General features: G+C 32.8%; 19 protein-coding genes and 1 tRNA gene. 12 read left to right on the top strand and 8 right to left on the bottom strand.

Annotation, left to right across the window (positions count from 1 at the left end):
* Positions 1-3: 3 nt before the first annotated feature.
* Positions 4-1,572 carry an SGNH/GDSL hydrolase family protein gene (locus tag IF125_RS02405; protein ID WP_225541387.1) on the top strand — a complete coding sequence of 523 codons (1,569 nt, stop codon included), beginning with the start codon at positions 4-6 and terminating at the stop codon, positions 1,570-1,572.
* A 65-nt stretch (positions 1,573-1,637) separates the two neighbouring features.
* Here IF125_RS02405 and fbp read toward each other — a convergent pair whose 3' ends face one another.
* A complete protein-coding gene (gene fbp, locus IF125_RS02410) occupies positions 1,638-2,654 on the bottom strand; it encodes a class 1 fructose-bisphosphatase (RefSeq protein WP_225541388.1) in 1,017 nt (338 codons plus the stop codon).
* 190 nt (positions 2,655-2,844) lie between these two features.
* Here fbp and IF125_RS02415 point away from each other — a divergent pair, with 190 nt between their 5' ends.
* Positions 2,845-4,086: an aspartate kinase gene (locus IF125_RS02415; RefSeq protein WP_225541389.1), complete on the top strand. Its 1,242-nt coding sequence runs from the start codon at positions 2,845-2,847 to the stop codon at positions 4,084-4,086.
* Positions 4,087-5,952 (top strand): GNAT family N-acyltransferase, encoded by a 1,866-nt coding sequence (locus IF125_RS02420; protein WP_188319368.1) that lies wholly within the window; start codon positions 4,087-4,089, stop codon positions 5,950-5,952.
* Positions 5,953-6,033: 81 nt separating this feature from the next.
* On the opposite strand, the gene IF125_RS02425 is transcribed toward IF125_RS02420, so the two are convergent.
* Together IF125_RS02425 and argH are read right to left on the bottom strand one after the other, a co-directional pair.
* Positions 6,034-6,246 (bottom strand): hypothetical protein, encoded by a 213-nt coding sequence (locus IF125_RS02425; RefSeq protein ID WP_225541390.1) that lies wholly within the window; start codon positions 6,244-6,246, stop codon positions 6,034-6,036.
* A gap of 235 nt (positions 6,247-6,481) precedes the next feature.
* Positions 6,482-7,783 carry an argininosuccinate lyase gene (gene argH / locus IF125_RS02430; protein ID WP_225541391.1) on the bottom strand — a complete coding sequence of 434 codons (1,302 nt, stop codon included), beginning with the start codon at positions 7,781-7,783 and terminating at the stop codon, positions 6,482-6,484.
* A 718-nt stretch (positions 7,784-8,501) separates the two neighbouring features.
* On the opposite strand from argH, the gene IF125_RS02435 reads away from it, so the two are divergent.
* Together IF125_RS02435 and IF125_RS02440 are read left to right on the top strand one after the other, a co-directional pair.
* Positions 8,502-11,264, top strand: a complete 2,763-nt coding sequence (locus tag IF125_RS02435) for a bifunctional aconitate hydratase 2/2-methylisocitrate dehydratase (protein WP_225541392.1) — start codon at positions 8,502-8,504, stop codon at positions 11,262-11,264.
* 190 nt (positions 11,265-11,454) lie between these two features.
* The gene (locus IF125_RS02440; RefSeq protein WP_225541393.1) at positions 11,455-13,719 is read left to right on the top strand and encodes an aconitate hydratase; all 2,265 of its coding nucleotides are present in this window, start codon (positions 11,455-11,457) and stop codon (positions 13,717-13,719) included.
* Between the two features lie 139 nt (positions 13,720-13,858).
* On the opposite strand, the gene IF125_RS02445 is transcribed toward IF125_RS02440, so the two are convergent.
* Positions 13,859-13,931, bottom strand: a tRNA-Phe gene (locus IF125_RS02445).
* Between the two features lie 248 nt (positions 13,932-14,179).
* Here IF125_RS02445 and IF125_RS02450 point away from each other — a divergent pair.
* From IF125_RS02450 to IF125_RS02460, 3 genes are all read left to right on the top strand, one after another.
* The gene (locus IF125_RS02450; protein ID WP_225539606.1) at positions 14,180-15,463 is read left to right on the top strand and encodes an OmpP1/FadL family transporter; all 1,284 of its coding nucleotides are present in this window, start codon (positions 14,180-14,182) and stop codon (positions 15,461-15,463) included.
* Positions 15,464-15,465: 2 nt separating this feature from the next.
* Positions 15,466-16,065, top strand: a complete 600-nt coding sequence (gene lptC / locus IF125_RS02455) for an LPS export ABC transporter periplasmic protein LptC (RefSeq protein WP_171623784.1) — start codon at positions 15,466-15,468, stop codon at positions 16,063-16,065.
* 114 nt (positions 16,066-16,179) lie between these two features.
* Positions 16,180-18,339 (top strand): peptidylprolyl isomerase, encoded by a 2,160-nt coding sequence (locus tag IF125_RS02460; RefSeq protein ID WP_225539607.1) that lies wholly within the window; start codon positions 16,180-16,182, stop codon positions 18,337-18,339.
* Positions 18,340-18,397: 58 nt separating this feature from the next.
* Here IF125_RS02460 and IF125_RS02465 read toward each other — a convergent pair whose 3' ends face one another.
* The 3 genes from IF125_RS02465 to IF125_RS02475 are packed head-to-tail and all read right to left on the bottom strand — an operon-like array spanning position 18,398 to position 20,743.
* Complete coding sequence (locus IF125_RS02465; protein ID WP_225541394.1) at positions 18,398-19,072, bottom strand: hypothetical protein; 675 nt, start codon at positions 19,070-19,072, stop codon at positions 18,398-18,400.
* A gap of 29 nt (positions 19,073-19,101) precedes the next feature.
* Positions 19,102-19,605 (bottom strand): 5-(carboxyamino)imidazole ribonucleotide mutase, encoded by a 504-nt coding sequence (gene purE, locus IF125_RS02470; RefSeq protein ID WP_225541395.1) that lies wholly within the window; start codon positions 19,603-19,605, stop codon positions 19,102-19,104.
* Positions 19,606-19,612: 7 nt separating this feature from the next.
* Positions 19,613-20,743 (bottom strand): 5-(carboxyamino)imidazole ribonucleotide synthase, encoded by a 1,131-nt coding sequence (locus tag IF125_RS02475; RefSeq protein ID WP_225541396.1) that lies wholly within the window; start codon positions 20,741-20,743, stop codon positions 19,613-19,615.
* Positions 20,744-20,805: 62 nt separating this feature from the next.
* Between IF125_RS02475 and IF125_RS02480 the strand changes: the two genes are divergently transcribed.
* Both IF125_RS02480 and IF125_RS02485 read left to right on the top strand, forming a co-directional pair.
* Positions 20,806-21,747 carry an endonuclease/exonuclease/phosphatase family protein gene (locus IF125_RS02480; protein WP_225541397.1) on the top strand — a complete coding sequence of 314 codons (942 nt, stop codon included), beginning with the start codon at positions 20,806-20,808 and terminating at the stop codon, positions 21,745-21,747.
* Between the two features lie 450 nt (positions 21,748-22,197).
* Positions 22,198-24,345, top strand: coding sequence for a TonB-dependent receptor (locus tag IF125_RS02485; protein ID WP_225541398.1), 2,148 nt, complete (start codon positions 22,198-22,200; stop codon positions 24,343-24,345).
* Between the two features lie 33 nt (positions 24,346-24,378).
* Here the strand turns inward: IF125_RS02485 and IF125_RS02490 are convergent, their stop codons facing one another.
* Complete coding sequence (locus IF125_RS02490) at positions 24,379-25,137, bottom strand: alpha/beta hydrolase family protein (RefSeq protein WP_225541399.1); 759 nt, start codon at positions 25,135-25,137, stop codon at positions 24,379-24,381.
* Positions 25,138-25,277: 140 nt separating this feature from the next.
* On the opposite strand from IF125_RS02490, the gene IF125_RS02495 reads away from it, so the two are divergent.
* Both IF125_RS02495 and IF125_RS02500 read left to right on the top strand, forming a co-directional pair.
* Complete coding sequence (locus IF125_RS02495) at positions 25,278-25,724, top strand: lipocalin-like domain-containing protein (protein WP_225541400.1); 447 nt, start codon at positions 25,278-25,280, stop codon at positions 25,722-25,724.
* A 65-nt stretch (positions 25,725-25,789) separates the two neighbouring features.
* A complete protein-coding gene (locus tag IF125_RS02500; RefSeq protein ID WP_225541401.1) occupies positions 25,790-26,245 on the top strand; it encodes a lipocalin family protein in 456 nt (151 codons plus the stop codon).
* The last annotated feature ends 25 nt before the right edge of the window (positions 26,246-26,270 follow it).

Below are 26,270 nucleotides of genomic sequence, written 5' to 3' on the forward strand. Positions count from 1 at the left end.
AAAATGAAACATTTAAATAAAATAGTTTTAGTTGCTTTAGCTGCTACAATGTTTAGTTGTGATCAAGACTTTGAGCATCCAATCGAGGATATTCAAGTTACAGCAGGTGAAGCTAACTTTTCAAAATATATTGCTTTAGGAAACTCGTTGACTTCTGGTTATAGAGATAATGCATTATACAGATCAGGACAAGAAAATTCTTATCCAAATATGTTAGCTGGATTAATGAAAGCTGCAGGAGGAGGGGAGTTCAAAATTCCTTATATGCCAAATGACACAGGAGGTTTTACAAATTTACCAGGTTTTTCGGGTAAGTTGACTTTGCAAATTGTAAATGGAGCTTTAACACCAGTTCCTACTGCACCAGGAGCAGCGTTAGATATTTTAGCTGATAAAGGGACTTACCAAAACATGGGAGTTCCAGGAGCAAAATCTTATCATTTGGTTGCACCAGGTTATGGAAACCCAGCAGGATTACAAACTGATCCTGTAACAGCAAATCCGTATTTTGTGCGTTTTGCAAGTGGCGCTACAACTTCCGTTGTTGCTGATGCTGTTGCGCAAAAGCCTACATTTTTCTCATATTGGATTGGAAATAATGATGTATTAGGTTATGCAACATCTGGAGGAGTTGGAGTAGATCATAATGAAACAAATAATGTTGATCCAAGAACGTATGGAGGTTCTGATATCTCTAATGTAAATGTTGTAAAATCTACAATTAATGATGGATTGAAAGCTTTAACTGCTGCAGGAGCAAAAGGAGTAATTGCAAATATTCCTTCTGTAACATCTATTCCATATTTTACAACGGTTCCATACGCACCATTATCGCCTGCAAACCCAAGTTTTGCATCAATGATTGATGAGTTAAATGCGACTTATGCAGGATTAAATCAAGTATTTGATGCAGTTGGAGCTTCTGATAGAAAAATTTCATTTTCTAAAACTGCTGCAAGTCCTGTAGTAATTAAAGATAAAGATTTAGCAGATTTATCAGCAACTATTACAGCAGCTTTAACACCAAAAATTGGAGCTGCTAAGGCTACATTATTTGGAATGATTTATGGTCAAGCTCGTCAAGCAACAGCGAAAGATTTATTGGTTTTAACTTCTTCTTCTGTAATTGGAAAAGTAGATACTAATAGAGTTGGAGAATTAATGAAATTAGGATTAACTCAAGAAGAAGCTGGTAAATTATCGGTAGTTGGTGTTAGTTATCCAATGGCAGATAATTATGTATTAACAGCAAAAGAAACAGCAAAAGCAGAAGCGGCTGTGGTTAAATACAATGCAGCAATTGCTGAATTAGCAACAGCTTATAACTTAGCTTTAGTGGATGCATATTCTGAAATGAAGAAATTAAGTTCTCAATCGGGAATTAAATACTATGGACAAACATATACAACAACATTCGTTTCAGGTGGAGCGTTCTCATTAGACGGAGTTCACTTAACAGGAACTGGATATGCCATTGTAGCAAATATGTTTGCGGATGCAATTAACAAAAAATATCATTCTACTTTAAGACACGTATATCCAGGAAATTATCCAGGTATAGCAATTCCTTAATAGAGTATAATATAAAAAATCCGCTCATTGAGCGGATTTTTTTATTGATAATTTTTTGAAAAACTTTAGTTAGATTCTGCTTCACGCAAAAACTCTTCTGCTTTATCAACCATATTTTTAGATCCACAAAAGAAAGGAATACGTTGATGCAATTCAGTTGGGACGATGTCCATAATACGATTAAACCCATCAGACGCTTTACCACCAGCTTGTTCTGCAATAAAAGCCATCGGATTACATTCATATAATAAACGCAATTTACCATTTGGGTTATTTGTTCCAGAAGGATAGATGTAAACTCCACCTTTCAACATGTTACGGTGAAAATCTGAACATAATGAACCAATGTAACGAGAAGTGTATGGACGATCTTCTTCATCAGCCTGACAATATTTGATGTAGTTCTTAACACCTTGAGGGAATTTCACATAATTACCTTCATTTACCGAATAAATATTACCATCTTCTGGAATACACATATTAGGATGTGATAAATAGAACGTTCCAATTCCTGGATTCAATGTAAATCCATTCACCCCATTTCCAGTTGTGTAAACCAACATAGTCGATGTTCCGTAAATCACATATCCAGCTGCAACTTGTTTATTTCCTGGTTGTAAAAAATCTGCTTTTGTTACAGGAGTTCCTGGTTCTGTAACACGATGATAGATAGAGAAAATTGTACCAACAGAAACGTTTACATCAATATTAGAAGAACCATCTAAGGGATCAATTAAAACAACATATTTGCTATTTTTTGAATTTTTAGAAGGTTGAATAGCGATGAAATCTTCATTTTCTTCTGAGGCGATTCCACAAACAACTTCACGTTGTGATAAAGTGTCAATGAAAGTTTCATTCGCAAAAACATCTAATTTTTGCTGTTTTTCACCTTGTACATTTTCGTTTCCGAATTCTCCTAAAATGTTAACTAATCCTGCTTTGTTTACTTTGTAATTAACAACTTTTGTTGCTAATTTAATCGAACTCAATAATCTAGATAGTTCTCCAGATGAGTAAATAAAATCTGCTTGATTTTCTATGATAAACTCTCCAAGAGTTTGATGAGAATTTGTGTTCATAATTATGTTTTGCTGGTCAAATATCGGAATAAAAACTCAATTCTACTCATTTCAAACGGTTGAAATTAATCTAAATACATGAAAATCATACTGGAAATTTATTTTTAACTTTAATTAAATTCGGTCAATATATAAGAGGTAGTTTGGTTATATTTGCAAGTTAAATATTTACAAAAAAATTTTTATAGAAATGAAAGTTTTCAAATTCGGTGGTGCTTCCGTAAAAGATGCAGCCGGCGTTAGAAATGTTGCAGATTTATTGCAATCAGTTGGTTACGAAAATACATGTATAATTGTTTCTGCAATGGGCAAGACGACAAATGCATTAGAGGAAGTAGTCAAACGCTATTTTGAAAAGGATGATTTCGAAAAAACAATTAATGATGTAAAAAAACAACATATTGATTTAGCAATAGAATTGTTTGATAATGCGGATGAGGTTTCGAATGAAATATCTCAATTTTTTGATGATATCGTTTCGTTTTTAAGACGAAACAAATCTCCAAATTACAGCTATGTTTATGATCAAATTGTATGCTGTGGAGAGTTAATTTCGACAAAAATTATCAGTATGTATCTTAATTCAATTAAAATTAAGAACGATTGGTTAGATGTTCGAGATTATATCAAAACAGATCACACTTACCGCGAAGGAAAAGTAAACTGGGTGTTGACAGAGGATAGTATTTCTAAATTACCACAATCAGGTTTATTCATTACACAAGGTTTCTTAGGTTCAGATCCTAACTATTTTACAACGACATTGGGAAGAGAAGGTTCAGATTATTCTGCTGCAATTTTTGCATATTGTTTAAATGCTGAAAGCATGACGATTTGGAAAGATGTTCCAGGTGTTTTGAATGCTGATCCACGTTATTTTGAGCATGCAGAATTATTGCATCATATTTCTTACGAAGAAGCAATTGAGTTGGCTTATTATGGCGCTTCGGTTATTCATCCTAAAACATTGCAACCGCTTCAACAAAAAGAAATTCCATTCTTTGTTAAATCATTTATCAATCCAACAGAAGCAGGAACAGAAGTAGCAAAAGGTCAACCATTAGATCCAAAAGTACCATGTTTTATCCTAAAAAGAGAACAAAATTTGGTGCGTTTATCAAGTAAAGATTTCTCGTTTATTACAGAAGATAAATTGAGTGGGATTTTCAATAAACTATATGATTATCAAATCAAAGTAAATTTGATGCAAAATTCAGCAATTTCATTATCTTTATGTTTAGAGGATAAATACAACAACTTAGATCAGTTTGTTGCAGATATGAACGAAGCGTTTAAAGTACAAGTAGAAAAAGATGTTTTATTGTACACAATTCGTCATTTCGATGCAGATTCTGATAAAGTTGTATCAAAAGAAAAAGAGTTATTACGTCAAACAGTGCGTGAAACATTACAAATAGTTGTCAAGGCTTAAATGAGTTTAATTTCAACAGAAGATATTATTTCAGCATCAGGTCTTTCTAAAATAGGAATTTTAGGTAAACCTGTTGCTTGGGCATTGAAAAAAGTTTTTAATATTGATGGAATCAATGATTTATACAATAGAGGAAAACACTTGCAATGCGAACCTTTTTTGGATTATTTAATAGATGATCTTGGAGTGGATTACGAAATTCATGAAGAAGATTTAAAACGAATTCCAAAAGAAGGCCCTTTTATTATTATTTCTAATCATCCTCTTGGTGCATTGGACGGAATTATTTTGATGCATTTTATGTCAAAAGTTCGTCCTGATTTCAAGATTATGGGGAATTTTTTACTGCAAAAAATTAAACCATTAGAACCGATGATTATACCAGTCAATCCTTTCGAAACACGTAAAGAAGCATACAGTAGCCTTACGGGGATGCGCGATGCATTAAAGTTATTACGCAACGGAGGTTGTTTAGGAATTTTCCCTGCTGGAGAAGTTTCTTATCGTGATGATGAAAGTAGAGTGATTGATAGAGAATGGCAAGAATCAGCAATGAAGTTGATTAAAAAGTCAAAAGTTCCTGTTGTTCCAATGTTTTTTAGAGCAAGAAATAGCAATGTCTTCTACCGCGTAGCAAAGTTACATCCAGATTTTCAAACAGCTATGCTGCCATCAGAAATGATGAAAAAAAGAACACGACCAATTCAAATTCGAATAGGAAAACCTATTTTACAAAAGCAACAAGACGAACACAACACAATAGAAGATTATTCGGCTTTTTTAAGAAAGAAAACCTATATGCTTTCATCGTATTATAAACAAAAAAGAAGTTTATCAGAAGTACTGAAAAATCCAAGTAATATTGATTTGAAAATTCCGAATTTACCAAGCTTATCATCTTCAAACAGAAAGGTTAAGGATGTTGTTGCTGAAACGGATTTAAAGTTACTTTTACAAGATATTGAAGCATTGCGAAAAGATGAAGAAGCATTATTGTTTACAAATAATAATTACGAATGTTTTTTTTCTACAGCGAAGCAAATTCCTAATATTTTAAGAGAAATTGGACGTTTACGTGAAATTACATTTCGTGCAATAGGAGAAGGAACAAATGATGAAATAGATTTAGACCGTTTTGATAATCATTACCATCATTTATTTCTATGGGATAAAGAATCTAATAAAATTGTTGGTGCCTATCGTATGGCAATTGGTTCGGAAGTGTACGAAAAATATGGAATTAATGGTTTTTATATTCACGAGTTATTTAATTTTGAACCAGAAATTCATCCGTTCTTTAAGAAATGTATTGAAATGGGACGTGCCTTTGTTTCTGCTGAATATCAGCAAAAACCAATGCCACTGTTCTTATTATGGAGAGGAATAGTACATGTTACATTAAGAAATCCAAATCAAAAATTTATTATTGGAGGCGTAAGTATTAGTAATCAATTTTCTGATTTTTCGAAATCATTGATGATTGAATTTATGAAATCTCATTACTATGATTCTACTGTAGCACAATATGTAAAAGCTAAAAATGAATACAAGGTTAAATTAAAAGAAGAAGATAAAGAATTTATTTTTGATGAATCTGAAGCAGATTTGAATAAGTTTGATAAATTAATTGATGAACTTGAGCCAAATATGTTACGATTACCAGTCTTGATTAAGAAATACATCAAACAAAATGCGAAAGTAATTGCATTTAACGTTGATCCTAAGTTTAATGATGCAATAGATGGATTGATGTATATTCGAGTTTCTGATATTCCTGAATCTACTGTTCGCCCAGTATTAGAAGATATTCAAGCAGAGTTAGATCGCAAAATAGAATCCGAAAAATTTGATGGATCAATTATTTAATTGTTATTCTTGAAAATTTAAAACATTAAAAAATGCGCTTAACCTAGTTAAGCGCATTTTATATTTTAGCTTCGCTATAAATTATTGAGCTACTGCTGCTGAATCAACTACTGCTGCTGCAGAATCAACTACTGCTGCTGAGTCAACTACTGCTGCTGTAGAATCGTTAGCTGCTGTAGCTAAAGAATCAACTGCTGGTGCTTCTTCTACTGGTGCTTCTTCAGTTTTCTCTCCACAAGATACTGCTCCTAATGATAAAGCTGCTACTGCAACTACTGCGAAAAATTTTTTCATTTTTTTAAATTTTAATCGATTAAACAAATTTGTTATTTGATAAGTCAAAGTTAGAATGATTTTGACCTTATGTAATAAAAATCTGTTGTAATTATTTTGTAAATCGATTTTTATTTTACAAAATACTTTATTTCAGTTGTTTATATGTTTGAATATTCCGAAATTATAAAATTGTAAATTAAAAAAACCTCAATTTATAGAAGTTGAGGTTGATATTTTTATTAATTACAAGAAGTTATTTCATTACTTGGGCTTCTAATTTGAATTTTTCAACTTTATTCGAAATCAAATCTAATCTCAAATTATGAATACTTCCGATATGTGTTGTTTTAAATTCTTTGTGCGGAATATACGTTCCATTTTCTACAGATAATCCAACTTCTTTGTAAGCATCGCGGAAAGGTGTTCCATTTTTAATGGCTTCGTTAATATTTTCCACGGTATAAATCGGATCATATTTTTCCTGATTCATATAGTTGTCTTTAATCTGAAGTTGAGGAATTGCAAAAGTTAAGATGTCAATAATGTTATCAAATTGCATCATTGGTTCAAATAAGATTTCTTTCAAAATCTGATAATCACGATGATAACCACTTGGTAAATTATTGACCGTCATCATAATGTCATTTGGCAATGCCTGAATTCTATTACAATGTGCACGAGTTAATTCAAAAACATCTGGGTTTTTCTTATGTGGCATAATCGATGAGCCAGTTGTCATCTCATTTGGTAATTTAACGAAAGCTAAATCTTGCGAATTGTATAGAACCAAATCATAAGACATTTTCGACAATGTGCCACAAATCATTGCCAAAGCAGATGCAACAGATTTTTCTGTTTTTCCACGAAGCATTTGAGCTCCGACAGATGAAACTAAAATCTCTGAAAAACCTAATTCTTGTGTTGTTTGCAAACGATCAATTGGAAAACTTGTTCCAAAACCAGCTCCAGAACCTAATGGATTTTGGTCAGAAATTTTAAATGCAGCTTCAAAAAAGTATAAATCGGTCAATAAACTTTCTGCATAAGCAGAAAACCACATTCCGAAACTACTTGGCATAGCAGCCTGAAAATGCGTATATCCTGGTAATTGATGATTTTTAAATTCGTCTGCTTTTTTTAAAAAGATTTCAATTAAATGGACAATTTTTTCAGTTGTCTGTTTTAGATATTCTTTTTCAAAAAGTTGAATTGCTACCAAAACTTGATCGTTTCGAGAACGTGCAACGTGAATTTTTTTTCCAGCATCACCGGTTTTCTCAATTAAAAAAGCCTCAATTTTTGAATGTATATCTTCGTAATTTTCGTCTATTTCGAAATTGTTCGCAGCAATTAATGTCAAAATCTCATCCAAAGCAAGTTGTAACGTATCGTTTTCTTCGTTTGTTATCAAACCTGTTTTTGCGAGCATGTTCGCTTGTGCTTTTGATGCTAACGCATCATATTTTGCAAGATGAGCATCTAATTCTCTGTCTTTTCCGACAGTAAATTTTTCGATTTTATCATTAATGGTAAAACCTTTATCCCAAAGTTTCATATTTATAATAATGAATTAAGGGGGCAAAGTTACTAAAAACTTGTATAATATCTCATTATAATTGTATAATTATTATAAATATACAATATTTATTCATATTGAATATTTTTGATTGATTTTTGAGATTGTTTAAATGATTGATAGCAATTCTAAAGATTGATTATTGAATAGTTATTAAAATTTATAATTAATTCAATTTCGTAAAAAAAAGGGCTTAAAATTATGAAGTTGATATTTTAGAATACGTTATATTTTTAACTTCTATTTATTTACGTTTAATTGATTGTAAAAGTGAAATTTACATCTTTTTTATAATAGTTCTAAATTATTAGAATATAACTAAAATATATCATCCTTTGATGAGAAATCGTTACTATAAACGTAATTTTGTATGCCAAATTATGATTAATTACAATGCTTTTTAACTAAAAATTTGTGTGATAATAAAAATTTAAAAAGTAATTTCAATCACTTTAATTATTGATTAAGTGATGGTTATTTTTTTTAAATGGCAACTTTACAAAATTACATACTTAGTTTGTATTCTGATAACAGTGGTTACCTATGCCAAAAATGATTTTTTGTTGAAAAATAATTAGGCATAAGATGTAACGATACAGCGAAGTGTTATTATATAATTCATTTTGATTGGATGAAATCAGGTGTAAGTAGCTTGATTTTAAACAATCTTTAATATTAAAAGAAAAGATAGATAATTATGAGTCTTTACCAAGAGTATCTTAACGAGATTGAAGAAAGAAAAGGTCAAGGTTTACATCCAAAACCAATTGATGGTGCAGAATTACTAAGTGAAATCATTAATCAAATTAAAGATGTTAACAGCGAATACCGAGAGGATTCTGTTAAATTCTTTATCTATAACACGTTGCCAGGTACAACTTCTGCTGCAGGTGTAAAAGCAAAATTTTTAAAAGAGATTATTTTAGGAGAAGCAACTGTTGCTGAAATTACACCAACATTTGCATTCGAATTGTTATCTCACATGAAAGGAGGTCCTTCAATTGAAGTTCTTTTAGATTTAGCTTTAGGAAATGATGAAGAAATTGCAAAACAAGCTGCGGAAGTTCTTAAAACACAAGTTTTCTTATATGACGCAGATACAGCTCGTTTAGCTGATGCTTACAAAGCAGGAAACACAATTGCAAAAGATATTTTAGAGAGCTACGCAAAAGCGGAATTCTTTACAAAATTGCCAGAAGTTCCAGAAGAAATTAAAGTTGTAACTTATATCGCTGCAGAAGGGGATATTTCTACTGACTTACTTTCTCCAGGAAACCAAGCGCACTCTCGTTCAGACCGTGAATTACACGGACAATGTATGATGACGCCTGCGCAACAACAAGAAATCGTTGCTTTGAAAGCGAAACACCCAGATGCTTCTGTGATGTTGATCGCTGAAAAAGGAACAATGGGGGTAGGATCTTCTCGTATGTCAGGTGTAAACAACGTAGCATTGTGGACAGGTAAACAAGCTTCTCCTTATGTACCTTTCGTGAACATCGCGCCAATCGTTGCTGGAACAAACGGAATTTCTCCAATCTTCTTAACGACAGTTGACGTTACTGGTGGTATCGGTATTGATTTACAAAACTGGGTGAAGAAAGTGGACGAAAACGGAAACGTAGTTCGTAACGAAAACGGAGACATCGTATTAGAGCAAGCTTATTCAGTAGAAACTGGAACTGTATTGACAATTAATACGAAGACTAAAAAATTATACAACGGAGATAAAGAATTGAAAGATATTTCTAAATCGTTAACTCCTCAAAAATTAGAATTTATCAAAGCAGGTGGTTCTTATGCTATCGTATTTGGTAAGAAAATTCAAACATTTGCTGCTGAAACATTAGGAATCACTGCTCCAACAGTATTTGCTCCTTCTAAAGAAGTTTCTATCGAAGGTCAAGGTTTGACAGCTGTAGAAAAAATCTTCAACAAAAACGCAGTAGGTGTAACTCCAGGAAAAGTATTGCACGCTGGATCTGACGTTCGTGTTAAAGTAAACATCGTAGGTTCTCAAGATACTACAGGTTTGATGACAGCGCAAGAGTTGGAATCAATGGCAGCAACAGTAATCGCTCCAACTGTAGATGGTGCTTACCAATCAGGATGTCACACTGCATCAGTATGGGACAAAAAAGCGCAAGCTAACATCCCTAAATTGATGAAGTTCATGAACGACTTCGGGGTAATTACAGCACGTGACCCGAAAGGAGTTTACCACTCAATGACAGACGTTATCCACAAAGTATTGAACGACATTACTGTGGACGAATGGGCTATCATCATCGGTGGTGACTCGCACACACGTATGTCTAAAGGAGTTGCTTTTGGTGCCGATTCTGGAACTGTAGCATTAGCTTTGGCAACTGGTGAGGCTGCAATGCCAATTCCAGAGTCTGTAAAAGTGACTTTCAAAGGAGAAATGAAACAACACATGGATTTCCGTGATGTGGTTCATGCTACGCAAGCGCAAATGTTGAAACAATTTGACGGTGAAAATGTATTCCAAGGTCGTATCATTGAGGTACATATCGGTACATTATTAGCAGATCAAGCGTTTACATTTACAGACTGGACTGCAGAAATGAAAGCGAAAGCATCTATCTGTATTTCTCAAGATGATACATTAATCCAATCGTTAGAAATTGCAAAATCTCGTATCCAAATCATGATCGAGAAAGGAATGGATAACAAAAACCAAGTGTTACAAGGATTAATCGATAAAGCTAACAAACGTATCGAAGAAATTAAAACAGGTGTTAAACCTGCTTTAACGCCAGATGCAAATGCAAAATATTACGCGGAAGTAGTAATTGACTTAGATATTATCGAAGAGCCAATGATTGCCGATCCAGACGTAAATAATGCGGATGTTTCTAAACGTTATACACACGATACAATCCGTGACTTAACTTACTATGGTGGTGATAAACACGTAGATTTAGGTTTCGTAGGTTCTTGTATGGTGCATAAAGACGATTTAAAAATAGTTTCTCAAATGTTACGTAATGTAGAGAAAGCGAATGGTAAAGTTGAGTTCAAAGCTCCTTTAGTTGTTGCAGCGCCTACTTACAACATCATCGATGAATTAAAAGCAGAAGGTGATTGGGAAATGTTACAAAAATACTCAGGATTTGAGTTTAGCGACTTGTTACCTAAGTCAGAAGCACGTACAGAATATGAAAACATTATGTACTTAGAGCGTCCTGGTTGTAACTTATGTATGGGTAACCAAGAAAAAGCGGAAAGAGGTGATACTGTAATGGCTACTTCAACGCGTCTTTTCCAAGGTCGTGTTGTTGAGGATCGTGATGGTAAAAAAGGAGAATCTTTATTAGCATCTACGCCAGTAGTTGTTTTATCAGCAATTTTAGGACGTATTCCTTCTATCGAAGAGTACAAAGCTGCTGTTGAAGGAATCAACTTAACAAAGTTTAAACCAATTTCTATGAACTAATCGTTCGTGAAAGAGAATATAATCATGGCTGATCTATTTTAGATCAGCCTTTTTTTATGTGTTAATCTTAAATGAGTTAGGGTTGTTTTAAAAAGATTATAATCCTCAAAAGATGTTAAATATTAAATAATTCAGTATATTGGGGTATATTTTTTGATGAATTTAAACCAATAAAATAAAAACAATTATTATGGCATTTGATATAAATATGATCAAAGGCGTTTATGCTAAAATGCAAGAACGTGTTGATGCTGCAAGAGCTATCGTGGGGCGTCCTTTAACGTATTCGGAGAAAATTTTATATGCTCACTTGTTTGATGGAAATCCAACACAAGCATACACAAGAGGCGAGTCTTATGTAGATTTTGCACCAGATCGAGTTGCAATGCAAGATGCAACTGCTCAGATGGCTTTATTACAATTTATGCAAGCTGGTAAAACCAAAACAGCTGTTCCTTCTACAGTTCACTGTGACCACTTGATTCAAGCTAAAGTTGGTGCAAAAACTGATTTACAAGAAGCAATTAATAAATCTTCGGAGGTATTTAATTTCTTAGAATCTGTTTCAAATAAATATGGTATCGGATTCTGGCAACCAGGTGCAGGTATTATTCACCAAGTGGTATTAGAGAACTATGCTTTTCCTGGAGGAATGATGATTGGTACCGATTCTCATACGCCAAATGCAGGTGGACTGGGGATGGTTGCAATTGGTGTTGGTGGTGCTGACGCTGTTGATGTAATGTCTGGAATGGCATGGGAGTTAAAAATGCCAAAATTAATTGGTGTTAAATTAACAGGTAAATTATCAGGATGGGCAGCACCAAAAGATGTTATTCTTGAAGTCGCTGGATTATTAACTGTTAAAGGTGGAACAGGAGCTATTGTAGAATATTTTGGTGAAGGAGCAGAATCTTTATCTGCAACAGGAAAAGGAACTATCTGTAACATGGGTGCAGAAATTGGAGCAACGACTTCAATCTTTGCTTATGACGACGCTTCGGAAAGATATTTAAGAGCTACAGATCGTAATGACGTGGCAGATGCTGCTAATCAACATAAAGCTTACTTACGTTCGGATGATGAAGTTTATGCAAATCCAGAAAATTTCTACGATCAATTGATTGAAATTAATTTATCTGAATTAGAACCTCGTTTGAATGGACCTTTCACACCAGATTTGATGACACCAGTTTCTAAAATGAAAGAAACAGCAGCAGCTAATGGTTGGCCTTTGGATGTAGAATGGGGATTAATCGGATCTTGTACAAACTCATCTTACGAAGATTTATCTCGAGCTGCTTCTATCGCTCAACAAGCTTTAGACAAAGGATTGGAAGTAAAGTCTTCTTTCGGAATTAATCCAGGTTCAGAAGTTGTTCGTTATACAGCAGATCGTGATGGTTTGTTAAAAACGTTCGAAGATTTAGATGCAGTTATTTTTACGAATGCTTGTGGACCATGTATTGGGCAATGGGATCGTGAAGGTGCTGATAAAGAAGAAAAAAATACAATCGTTCATTCATTCAATCGTAACTTCAAAAAACGTGCAGATGGAAATCCAAATACCTATGCATTTGTAACTTCTCCAGAAATGGTTGCGGCAATTGCAATTTCAGGACGTTTAGATTTTAATCCACAAACAGATAAGTTGATTAATAAAAACGGAGAAGAGGTTATGCTTGATGCTCCAAAAGGAGAGGAATTACCAAGCAAAGGTTATGAATATGAAGATAATGGATATCAAGCACCAGTTGAAGACGGATCGAAAGTAGAAGTTATTGTTAATCCATCTTCTGAGCGTTTACAACTATTAGAAGGTTTCAAACCTTGGAATGGTGAAAATATTACAGGAGCAAAACTATTAATCAAAGCATTCGGAAAATGTACAACAGACCATATCTCTATGGCGGGACCTTGGTTACGTTTCCGTGGACACTTGGATAATATTTCGAATAATACTCTGATTGGTGCAGTAAATGCATTTAACCAAGACGTCAATTCAGTTAAAAATCAATTAACAGGTGAATATGGTCCTGTACCAGATACGGCGCGCGCTTATAAAGCAGCTGGAGTACCATCTGTAATTGTAGGAGACGAAAACTATGGAGAAGGTTCTTCACGTGAGCATGCTGCAATGCAACCTCGCCATTTGGGAGCAGTAGCTGTATTGGTTCGTTCTTTTGCACGTATTCATGAAACTAACCTTAAAAAACAAGGGATGTTAGCATTGACATTTGCAGATAAAGCAGATTATGATAAAGTACAAGAAGATGATACAATCAACTTTGTGGACTTAACAGAGTTTGCTCCAGAAAAACCATTAACAATCGAATTGGTGCATGCAGATGGATCTAAAGATGCAATCTTAGCAAATCATACATATAATGAACAACAAATTGAGTGGTTTAAAGCAGGTTCAGCTTTAAACTTAATCAAAGCACAACAAGCTTAATTAATTTAAGTTTTTTAAATAAATGAAACCGACACAGGAATGTGTCGGTTTTTTTTGTTGTAAATTATTGAAGAAAATTTTAGATCAAAAAGTAATAAATAAAAAAAACCTCAATCGAAATGATTGAGGTTTTAAGCAGTGGTGCCTCCAGGAATCGAACCAGGGACACAAGGATTTTCAGTCCTTTGCTCTACCAACTGAGCTAAGGCACCGCCTTAATTGTGATGCAAATATAGAGCGAAAATCTATTCTACCAAACATTATTTAAAATATTTTTTAGCCGAAAACGCTATCTTGTTCATTTACCGAGAAATAAATTTAAAATATTTTTTATCTTTACCGAAAATAAAGGGGGTTAAATATTTTAATAGAGATTTAACAGCTCATTTTTGCAATCTAATTTTTACAATTCGCAACAAATCATCATATTTGCGTCTTAGAATTCTATTATACATTCATAATGAAGTGGATTATTTGTAGTTTATCACTATTAAGCGTGGTAACAATAAAAGCTCAATCAATATCAGTTTCTCCCTATTCGGCTTACGGTGTGGGGGAGCAATTATTTGATAATAATACGGAACAAGCTGGTATGGGCGGTATTTCAACAGTTCCTACGAATCCTTTCGGTCAAAGTGCAAACTTTTCGAATCCGGCAGCTAACCAAAATTTGCGTATGACGACTTTCAACGCAAGTGGAAGTGGAACAAATTATAATTTCAAATCTGGAACAGACAAAGAAAACGCGGGTCGTTTTAACGTTTCTAATATCTCATTAGCATTCCCTGTTGGAGAAAAAGGAAGTTTTGGATTAGGTTTTCAACCTTATTCAGCCCTTGGATATGATATCATGAATACATCAGAAAGAAATGATGTTAAACAATCAGTCCAAATGAAAGGAGAGGGTGGATTAAATAGTATTCATGCTTTTTACTCGAGAAATCTTGCCAAAGGATTTTCTTTAGGGTTACGCGTTAATTATTTATTCGGAGAGTTAAAACGTAACGAAGTCTTAGCTGTAGATGGAGCAAGTTTAGCTGTTGATTATAGTGATAAATCTAATTATCGTGGCGCTCAATTTACGTTAGGATCAATGTATACAAAGAAAATTGGTAAAACAAATAATTTGTATGTAGGAGCAACTTATACATTAGGTACCAACCTAAGAACAGATGTTACAGATCTTACAACGACATATAGTTACATTGGATCTACTCAAGCTTCTTTGGACACAATTTCGTTAATAAGAATTGATGATGGTAAGACAAAAATTCCTCAAATCTTTACATTAGGAGCGGCTTATACAAAAGATAATACATGGTCGTTAGCAGTTGAAGCTAAATACAATAGTTGGAAAGATTTCTCTCAACCATTAGAGGGAGAAAATACAGTAATGACTTCAAATGTTGATTATAAAAACAATGTACGATTAGCAGTTGGTGGATACTGGATTCCAGATTACAATAGTTACAAAAGTTATTTTAATCGTGTAACTTACCGTGCTGGTATGTATTATCAATCGGCTCAATATTCTATTTACGGAACAGATATAGACGCTTACGGAGCAACATTAGGGTTCGGATTTCCAATCGGAAAACAAAATGACGGTTCTATGATGAATGTTTCTTTGGAATATGGACAAAAAGGAAAAACAACAAACAACTTAATCAAAGAAAACTATTTCGGTGTGAAAGTTGGATTTGATATCAACGATATTTGGTTTAGAAAAAGAGTTATTGACTAATTTTGGACAAACAAAAATTGTATAAAAAAGCAGATGAAAAAGTTTTGATTAAATCAAGTATAATATTTGGTTTAATGAGCATTTTCGTTTTGCTTTTTTCTTGTAAAAAAGAACTTCCTCCTATCAACAAAAAGAAGGTCGAATTTCCTTCGCGCACACTTATTAACGCCAATATTATTAACAAAGATTCGGGAAGAATCTCCGGAAATTTGCGTTCTCCTTTAATCGAAATGTACGAAACGGTTGATTCGCCTTACACAGTTTTTAGAAAAGGATTAGACCTTGACTTTTATCAAAAAGGAAGTACAAAACCTGGATATTTTCAGGCAGATTGGGGAAGATTAAGTGATGTCACAGGAATCTATGAAGGTAGAGGAAATGTAATAATCGTAAATGAGAAAGGTGATTCGTTGAAAAGCGAACAATTATTTTGGAATAAAAAAAATAAAACAGTTTATACATCGAAAGAAGTTTACTTAATTAGCAACGAAGGTGATTCGTTAACAGCGAAAAACGGTTTGCAAGCTACAGATGATTTAGAAACCTACACTTTATTCAATAATCAAGGATTTAAGTACGTAGATGATAATCAAAAATTCTAAATCACGTTAAAATAATTAACAAAAAAGCGAATACTTGTCGCTTCTTCTATTTTATTATTCAATGTATTGTCGTATTTTCGCCACCTATTATAGAAATAACATTAAAATAAAACAATGGCAGTTTTAGGAGAAATTCGTAAAAAAACTTGGCTGATCTTCGTTGTAATCGGAGTTGCAATGTTAGCTTTCGTTGCAGGAGATTTATTCGGAGAGAATTCAAAGATTAGACAATTATTTACTGGAGATCCGTCTGTAGTAGGTACAGTAAACGGTGAATCTATTGGTATTGCAGAATATCAAAATGCATACGATCAAACACAAAAGATGTATGAAAACCAAGGTCAATCTGCAACTCCAAATCAAATTGCTCAACAAACTTGGAATGGCTTAGTTAGTCAAAAAGTGTTGAAACAACATGCTGAAAAATTAGGTTTAAAAGTTTCTGATGACGAATTCTGGGGGTATGTTGCACAAAACTTTGGAATGGCATCTGGTGCTGAAGCACAACAACAAATTGCACAGTTAGAAGCTAATGCCGCTGCAAGTCCAGAAGCTCAACAACAATACAGAGGTTGGTTGCAAACAGCAGAACAAATAAAATTACAAATTTTATCTCAAAAATATTTTGGATATGTAATGGCTGGTACAGCGGTTACAAACAAAGAAGCAGATATTCAACAAGGATATAACGTGTCGAATGCAAACATTCAGTACGCGTTTGTAGATTACGCAACTTTATCTAAAAAATTAAATGTAAAAGTAACTGACGAAGAAATTTCTGCTTACGAAGCAAAATATCCGAAGTTATTTAAAGCAGAAGGTTTAGTAAAATTAAGCTATACATATTTTCCTGCTGGAGCCTCTTCTGCTGATGAAGCAGTTGCTTTAGAAAATATCAAAAAATATTTAGGTACTCAAATTATTCATGACGAAGTGAATAATGTCACAGATACTATTCAAGCTTTTAGTGCTGCAAAAAGTGATTCAGTTTATGTTACTCAAAATTCTGAGAAACCATTTATCCCGAATTTCTTTACAAAAGCAGAATTAGAACAAGCGCAATTAGGTCCAGAAGCGACAAACTTCTTGAAAACTGCTGCGGTTGGACAAATTGGAGGTCCTTTCAAAGTTGGAAATACGTATCAATTGTACAAACTTTCTAAATCGAAAGAAGTAAAAGATTCTGTAAAATCAAGCCACATTTTAGTTGCTTACACAGGAAGCGCTGCCGGAAGTGGAGTGAAACGTACAAAAGATGAAGCAAAAAAATTAGCAGAAGGAATTTTAGCTGATGTAAAAGCTAATCCATCTTCTTTTGGTGAAGTTGCTGCAACAAAATCAGACGATAAATCATCTGCTATTCAAAAAGGAAGTATTGGTTGGGTTGGAAAGAATAATCAATTAGATCAATCGTACAACGGATTTATTTTTACAAAACCAGTTGGAACAGTTGATTTGGTAGAATCTCAGTTTGGTTTCCATATCATCAAAGTTGATGAAGCAAAGAATAAAACTGCTTATCAAGTTGCAAACATTGTAAAAACAATCGAGCCTTCTAAAGCGACAACAGAAAAAGCATTTACAAACGCAAGAACTTACGTTCAGAATGTAGAGAATAAATCACTAAATGATTTCAAGAATCTTGCAAAAAAAGGAGGTTATTTAAATAATACAACAGAGGGTATTGAGCGTTATGCTGCAATTGGACAAGATATTCCAAATGATCAAGATGCGGATATCTTAAAATGGGCCTTTGACAAGAAAACTGAAACAGGAGCAACAAACTTGTTTACATCTTCTACAGGAGATTACATCGTTGTTCATTTAGTTGAAAAATTTGACAAAGGTTTAGCGCATCCAAGTGTTGTTCGTCAATATGTAGAGCCAATTTTAATGCAGGAGAAAGTGGCTAAATTGGTAGATGAGCAAGTTGCAAATGGTGGTTTAAATGCTTTTGCATCTAAATTTGGTGCGAAAAAAGGAAATGCAACAGTTAACTTTTCTAATTCTAATTTAACTGGAATTGGTTTAGAGCCTAAAGTTGTTGGAGCTGCGTTTGGTGTAAAACCAAATCAATCTTCTAAAGCAATTGCTGGTAATGCGGGAGTTTTCTATATTATTCCTTCAAACCAACAAATTCAAAAGAATCAAAAAGGTTCAATGATCTTGGATAACTTAAATCGTCAATTACAAGGACGTTTCCAACAAACATTGTTACAGTCATTGATTCAAGCTGCTGATGTGGTTGATAACCGCGACAGAGCTTTACGTTAAGATTTAAAATTTCATATAATAAAAACTCCCAAGCTGTAAAGTTTGGGAGTTTTTAGTTTTATACTAATTCAATTTGTTTTAAAAATATTCCTCTCCATTTTTCTCTGTCAATTATTTGCTTAACTTTTTCAGAAATTATTATTGGTTTATTTGCACTTCCTCCACTTCCAAAATAATAATCTAATCGTAAAAAATCAGTTTTATTTTCAAGTGCGTCCTTCTTTATTTTTATGCAATTATCACCTTGAGGAAAGTTGTATTTTGTTTTTCCACAGAAAGTTCCTTTAGAAAGTTGACTATTAATTGCTGTCAAAAACTTAAGCATACTTTTATCTTTAGGAATTTCACAAACTTCAATCTTAAGATTATTAGTTATAAGCCCTTCAGAAAGTAAATTTTCAACTCGCAATTGATAAAATTCGGCAAGAGGTAGTCCTGTTTTATTAATTAAAGGATGTGAAAATTCAAGACCTGTAATATTTTCTTTTTCAAAAACATCTTTGACTTCTTGTCTTACAAAAATTTGGTCAAAAACCCAATTAAGCCCTAAAAATTGACTGTTTTTTACTTTCGGTTCATTCTTTAATCTAAACTCACTTTTTTGTTCGAGTCCAATATTACAAGTTGAGCAAGCTTTAGAAGTGTCGTAAGTCACATTAATGTATTCAAAGTCTTTTTCTGGTTGAGGATAACCAAAACTTCCAGTCGTAATATGATACCAATTTGAAGCCATTTATTTTTGAATAATTAACTAAGAAGAATTTACCTATCAAACCCATTCGGATATTCTCCTTTTACAAGCTCTATCTTCGCTTCTACAGCTTTTTGTAAATCTTCTTGATATTGGATTAACCTTTCTTGCAAAGTAGGATTAGTCGCGCCTAAAATACGCGCAGCCAAAATTCCTGCATTCTTCGCCGCGTTTACAGCAACTGTAGCAACTGGGATACCATTTGGCATTTGCAAAATAGATAAAATAGAATCCCAACCATCAATCGAATTTGACGATTTAATCGGAACACCAACCACAGGAAGCGGCGTAATAGACGCAACCATTCCTGGTAAATGCGCAGCTCCTCCTGCTCCAGCAATAATGACGTTTATTCCACGTTCGTGTGCTGTCTTTGCATAATCAAACATACGTTGTGGCGTGCGATGTGCCGAAACAATTGTTAATTCGAAAGGGATATTAAGTTCTGTTAATAGATCAGCTGCTTGTTTCATGATAGGCAAATCGCTATCACTTCCCATAATAATTCCTACCATAGTTGTGTTATTTTTTTGCAACGACTTTTATCGTTGAGTTGACTTGTTTTATGTTTTGTTTTAATTGTTCTATATTATCATTCACCAATGTTACATGTCCCATTTTTCGACCAGGTTTCGTGATTGTTTTTTGGTACCAATGCAAATAGGTTCCAGGAATTGCTAAAACTTCTTCAATATTTTCGATGACTGCTGGTCCCGTTTCACCTTCTGCACCAATCAAATTAACCATGGCAGATGTTGAGAATAATTTTGTCGAACCAAGAGGCAATTGCATTAAGGTTCTTAACATTTGATCAAATTGAGATGAGTAAGCCGCTTCTATTGTTGAATGACCAGAATTATGAACACGCGAAGCTGTTTCGTTCACCCAAATTGATTGGTCTTTGTTGACAAACATTTCTACAGCAAAAACGCCTGGAGACTGCAAAGCTTTTACTACATCTCGAGCGATTGCTTCTGCACGATCAGTAATTTCTTTACTTAATGAAGATGGAATTAATAGATAATCTAATAAATTATATTCTTCGTTGATGATAAATTCTACGGTTGGATAGGTGACGATATTTCCCAAATGATCGGCAACTGTAACGACAGCAATTTCGCGATCTAAATTCGCAGGAGTTTCGAAAATTGAAGGTGATTGCAACATTTTGTCTAAATCAGCTTCAGATCTTAGGAACTGAACACCTTTTCCATCATAACCATCTTTTCGAGATTTCTGAAAAATTGGATAGTTTACATCTTGTTTCGATTTCAATTCTTCCCAATTGTCTAAACCAAAATAAGGCGCAGTCGGAATATTATTCTTGACATAAAATTCTTTCTGAACTCCTTTGTCTTGAATAATCGCTAAAGCTTCAGGATCTGGAACAACTCGTTTTCCAATTGACTTTAAATAGCGTAATGCCTCAACATTTACGTGTTCAATTTCAATCCCGATTGCATCTAAATCTTTTCCAAATGCAACAACCGTTTCATAATCTTTGAAATCGCCTTGTACAAAATGATGCGCATGTGGCCCGCAAGGTGCATCAGCAGCTGGATCTAAAATACTAATCTCGCAAGGATATTGCAATGCATTTTGCAAAAACATATACCCCAATTGTCCTCCTCCTAAAATTCCGATTTTTATCATATTGCGAAGTTAATAAATAATATAATTTCTATTTTTACGAGAACAAAAAAAGTATTGACGAGATGTTAACAAAATGGAGCAGGATTTTATTCTTTGTATTTGTAGGAATTTATTTAACAAGTAAAAGTTTTTATCAATATTTCGTCTTCGATATGTTGGCACAATATTCTATTTATGCGTTGATTATTGCCTTTTTCTTGTGTTTGATTTACAATTATTCGATTCGAAAACAAGAAAAGAAAAATATTTTGTGGTTGATTCCGCTTGTAGCAATTCCAATTATTACGTATAAAAACTTAGGAAATTTCTATTTTGGAGAAAATGCAAAAGGAGAAAAATCTAATTTTAAGATTACCTCAATCAACATTTTTTCTCAGAATGAAGACTTTCATTATTTGAAAAATTATTTAGAAAAAGAAAAAAGTGATGTACTTATTTTACAAGAATTAACTCCAGCATGGCAAAAAAATGTTGAATTTATTCGACAAGAATATCCTTTCTATAAAGAGGAAGTAAGGAATAATAATTTTGGGATAGCTATTTATTCTAAAGTTCCGCTTACAAAAGTGTCTACAAAAAACTATATAGATGAGATGCATCCGTCTATCTTAGCGGAAATTTCTGTAAACGGTAAACCTGTAAGTATTTTAGCAACACATCCTGTTCCTCCCTTACCAAACCAAGCACGTTTTGAAAAACGCAATCAACAATACGAATTGATGAAACATGAAATAGATGCTTTGTCTACTGAAAACATTATTTTGATAGGAGATTTGAATTGTACGGTTTATTCACCGAATTTCAAATTAGTCCAATCGGATAAATTGAAAGACGCACGATCTGGTTTCGGTTTACAAAATTCTTGGAATGCTTTTATTCCAATATTTCGTACCAATATTGATCAATGTTGGGTTACGAAATCGATGAAAGTGACAAATTTTTATCGAGGAGAAGACATAAAATCAGACCATTTTCCGATTGTAGCGGAATTAAAAATAGAATAAAGCTAACTATTTATTTATTTTTTCAGCATTTTCTTACACTATTTAGATACTATGTATACTTTTTCGTTTGGGTGTTAATTTATTCTACTTTTTCTTTGTACAGAATTAATAATTATTTGAACTATTATACCAACCAAGCCAATTGATTTTTTTATAGAAAATCAATCTTTATTTATTACTAAACCCTGTAAACCTTCGGAAGTATTTCTGAAGGTTTTTTTTTGTTTAAAAAAAAGAAGATGTTTTTGAGTGAATTTTTAGATTTCAAAAAAATAATTATCTTTGATTTTCAATCGAAAGGGGTGCTTCTTTATTAAGAGGCTGAGATTATACCCAAAGAACCTGGGCAGGTAATGCTGCTAAGGGAAATGGTACTTCACCAAATTACATTCGCGCGTAAAATTTATAAGTGTAAGATGGCTCCTTTCATAATATTTTTAAAAATTAATTATGAAAAGGTCGATTTTTTTATTGTCATTATTTGGTGCATCCATACTGTATGCTCAAGAAAATGATACAATTCAAAAAGAAGAAATTCAACTTCAAGAAGTTTCTATTGTTGAAAAACTTCCAATTACAGTTGAAAAAGTAACAGCTAAACTGTTACAAAAAAAGAATTTAGGACAAGATGTTCCAACATTGTTAAATTCAGCTACATCAGTTTCTATTACATCTGACACAGGAACAGGGATTGGTTATTCATCCATCAAAATTCGTGGACTTAATGAACAATCGATTAATGTTACTTTGAATGGAATTCCATTAAATAACCCAGAATCTCAAGGTGTTTTTTGGGTAAATATGCCTGATTTAGCATCATCAACAAATGCTATGACGATACAAAGAGGCGTAGGAACTTCTTCAAATGGAATGGCTTCTTTTGGTGCAAGTGTAAACATTGAATCTCAAAATCCATCTGCAATTCCTTTCGCAGAAGCAAATGTTTCTTTTGGAAGCTTCAATACGCAAAAGTATACTTTTCAGGCAGGTACAGGGAGAATACTAAACAATAAATTGAGTGTTGACGGTCGTTTTTCTAAGTTGGATTCTGATGGTTATGTAGATCGTGCTTGGGCAGACTTGATTTCCTATGATGTGACTGCTTTGTATGAATTGAATGATAAAACAAAATTTAGGTTTCAGAATATGTTTGGTAAAGAACAAACTTATCAAGCTTGGAGTGGTGTAGATGCGGAGACCTTGAAAAAAGGTCGTACCTACAATTATGAAGGCGAAATGTATGATTCGGAAGGAAATATGCTTGGCTATTATAATAATCATACAGATAATTACAAACAGAATCATTATTTTTTGTCTTGGTTACAAGATTTAGGAAATCAATGGAAGTCTAATTTAACGATTCATTACACAAAAGGTAAAGGTTATTACGAGAGCTATAAAAATAATCGCGGATTAGAACGTTATAAATTAAATCATTTAACATCAGAGAAAAGAAACTTAATCAATAGAGAATATCTTGATAATGATTTTTATGGATTTAATTTGGAAGTAGAAAATCAAAAGTTGAACGATTTTAAAGTCTTTTTTGGTTTATCTGCAAACAAATATGATGGCGATCATTATGGTAATGTATTGTGGGTAGACAACACAGATTGGTCTGATAAAAATTTTAAATACTATAACAATAATGCCGTAAAAAAACAATTTGCAGCTTATGCAAAAGTGCTGTATCAAATCAACAAATTTGATCTTTTTGGAGATTTACAGTATCGTTATGTAGGTTATGATGCAAAATATTTACCAAATGGCGAAAATGATGCAGAAGAATTTAGACCATTTACGGATACGTTTAATTTTGTGAATCCAAAGGCCGGAGTAAATTTTAATATAAATTCAACTAATACGTTGTATGCTTCTTATGGAATTTCGCACCGAGAGCCTTTGCGTATTGATTATGAAGGACTAAATGGAAAAGATAAAAAGCCTGAAGAAGAATTTTTACAAGATTATGAATTGGGGTATAAAAAAAGTGGACGACTTTCTTTAAGTACCAATTTGTACTACATGGCTTATAAAAATCAATTAGTTCCAACAGGTGAAATTAATGATGTCGGAAGTCGAAAAAGAACTAATTCTGGTAAGAGTTTTAGAAGAGGAATTGAGCTGGACGCAAATTATAAAATCATTCCAAATCGTTTGAATATTTTTGGGAATATAACTTTTAGTGAGAATAAACACGAAAATTATACAGAAGAAGTGTGGGATGAAAACTGGAATTCATCATTAAAAGAATATGGAAAAACGAAGATTGCACTATCGCCAGATGTAATTTCTGCATTCGGATTCGAAGCAATTCCATTCAAGAATGTACTGGTTAACTTAACAAATAAATATGTAGGTGAACAATATTTGTCCAATACAGAACCAGTAGATGGAAAATTGGATAGTTACTTGGTATCAGATTTATTGATTCGTTATTCACCAAAAGTAAAAGGAATTAAAAACCTTGAATTTTCGTTCTTAATTAATAATCTATTTGATGTCGAATACGAATCGAATGGTTATTATTACGAAGGAGGTTATTATTTTCCGCAAGCAGGTATTAATGTTTTAGGAGGAATTAGTATTCGTTTATAAAACCAAAAAGCTCGAGATTTTCTCGGGCTTTTTTTATTCCTCAAAAAAATCCAAAGGAATTTGCCATAATTGTTCTTTATTTTTCTCTCTAAAAAAATCTAAATGCCCAATTTTTTCTAATCCAACTTCTTTCGGAACAATATTCAGACGTTTTTTCTTCGCATTTTTCAGCACCAATTCAGCAAAAAGATCAACAGCTTTTGGCGTTGCCATAAAGTCATCATCCAAGCTAATAATTAAAATAGGTTTGGTGATTTCCTCGAATAAGTTCTGTGTTTGATCTGCATAATCTATTATTGATTTTTTAAAATAGATTAATTTCTTCCAATCGTGGGCAATCCCTTTTGGAATTGGTTCGCCCATTCCAACTTTTTGTGAAGGGAAAAAGCCATAAATTTTGGATAAAATAGGAATAGCAATTTTGAAGAAAAACGTAACTTTTGGTTTATCCTTTCGGTGAAAATTTTTGATGTAACCGTATTGCAAACCAATTGTAATTATTTTTGAATAAATTTTATAAGCAGGTGTTAAACCAATCATTATTCCGCCAATACTATGACCAATTAAAAATTTTTTATGAGTTGGATAAAATTCTTCAATATATTGTGTCAAACTTAAAAAATCTTTGTCAGCCCAATCGATAAAAATTGCTTTAAAGTTTTTCAATTTTTTCGGTTTAGAGTCTCCGATACCACGATAGTCATAAGTGAAAACTAAATAACCTTTGTTTGCTAAATAAATTGCAAACTTGGTATAAAAAGATTGTTTCACACCAATTGCAGATGAGATCACAATAATTTTATTGGTTGCATTATTTTCTCCAAAAGAAGTTACTGATAGTTTAAATTTATCAAAAGTTTCGACAAAAAAGTTTTCATTTTTCGCATTTAATTCTCAAGATAAAACTTATTTTTACTTCCTAAATTAATCGCATGAAAAAACTTATTTTTATACTGACTTTATTTTTAGCCAACATAGCATTCTCACAAGAGTTAAAAAAAGAAAATGTGCTCGGTTTTTGGAAATTGAAAGAAGCTGGTTTTTATGAAGCTGGGAAAAAAATATCAAAAGATTTTGACAATTGTCGATTAATGAGGAATTATACAATTTGGGATAATGGATACGCAATTTATAATTATGTAGAAGGAAGAAATGGCAATTGTTTCCCAAGCGAACCAAGATTAACTTTGTGGAGAATTGTACAAAATAGAATACAATTTTATATTGATGATTATGTTTTTGAAGATAAAGTTGTCAAAGTTAACGAGGATAATACAATAACTTTTGAAACATTTACTGAGAAAAAAATAATGGATTCAGATAAAAATTATGAAAAAATTGCAAATACAATCAGTTATGACATTTTAGAAAAACTCTAATGTAAACTTATAATGTTATTACGTCAATCAAAATCTTTATTTTTACATGATAATTTGAATTTAAAATGAAAAATTTTTTCGGTATATTTTTGATCTCAACTTTTTTACTTTCTATTTTTTCATGTAAAGAAGATGATTCTTTAGCGATATCTCAGGATCAATTATTGCGCGCAAACAAATGGCAGTTGAAAGAAATTCGTTACAAAAGAGCGAATGTAGATACAGTTGATAAGTTATTAGAATGTGAAAGGCAATCGACGTTAGATTTTAGAGATGTAGAAAAATATTTTTCAGTGGTTTTTGAAACGATTAACGGAAATTGTCAAGAAACAGTTACAGAAGGAAAATATACTTTTGAAGCTGAAAAATCGAAAAGAACCTTGAACGTTACCCCAACGAATGGAGAATTGAAAAAATATTATATGGAACAATTGGATCCGTATTATATGATTATTCAAGATAGTTTAATCGTAAATGACACCTTACAGTTTAGACGTTTTGTTTATCAACTAGTGAAATAATAAAAAATGCTCGAATTTTCGAGCA

The sequence above is a fragment of the Empedobacter stercoris genome (assembly GCF_020281205.1).
Taxonomy (GTDB): Bacteria; Bacteroidota; Bacteroidia; order Flavobacteriales; family Weeksellaceae; genus Empedobacter; species Empedobacter stercoris.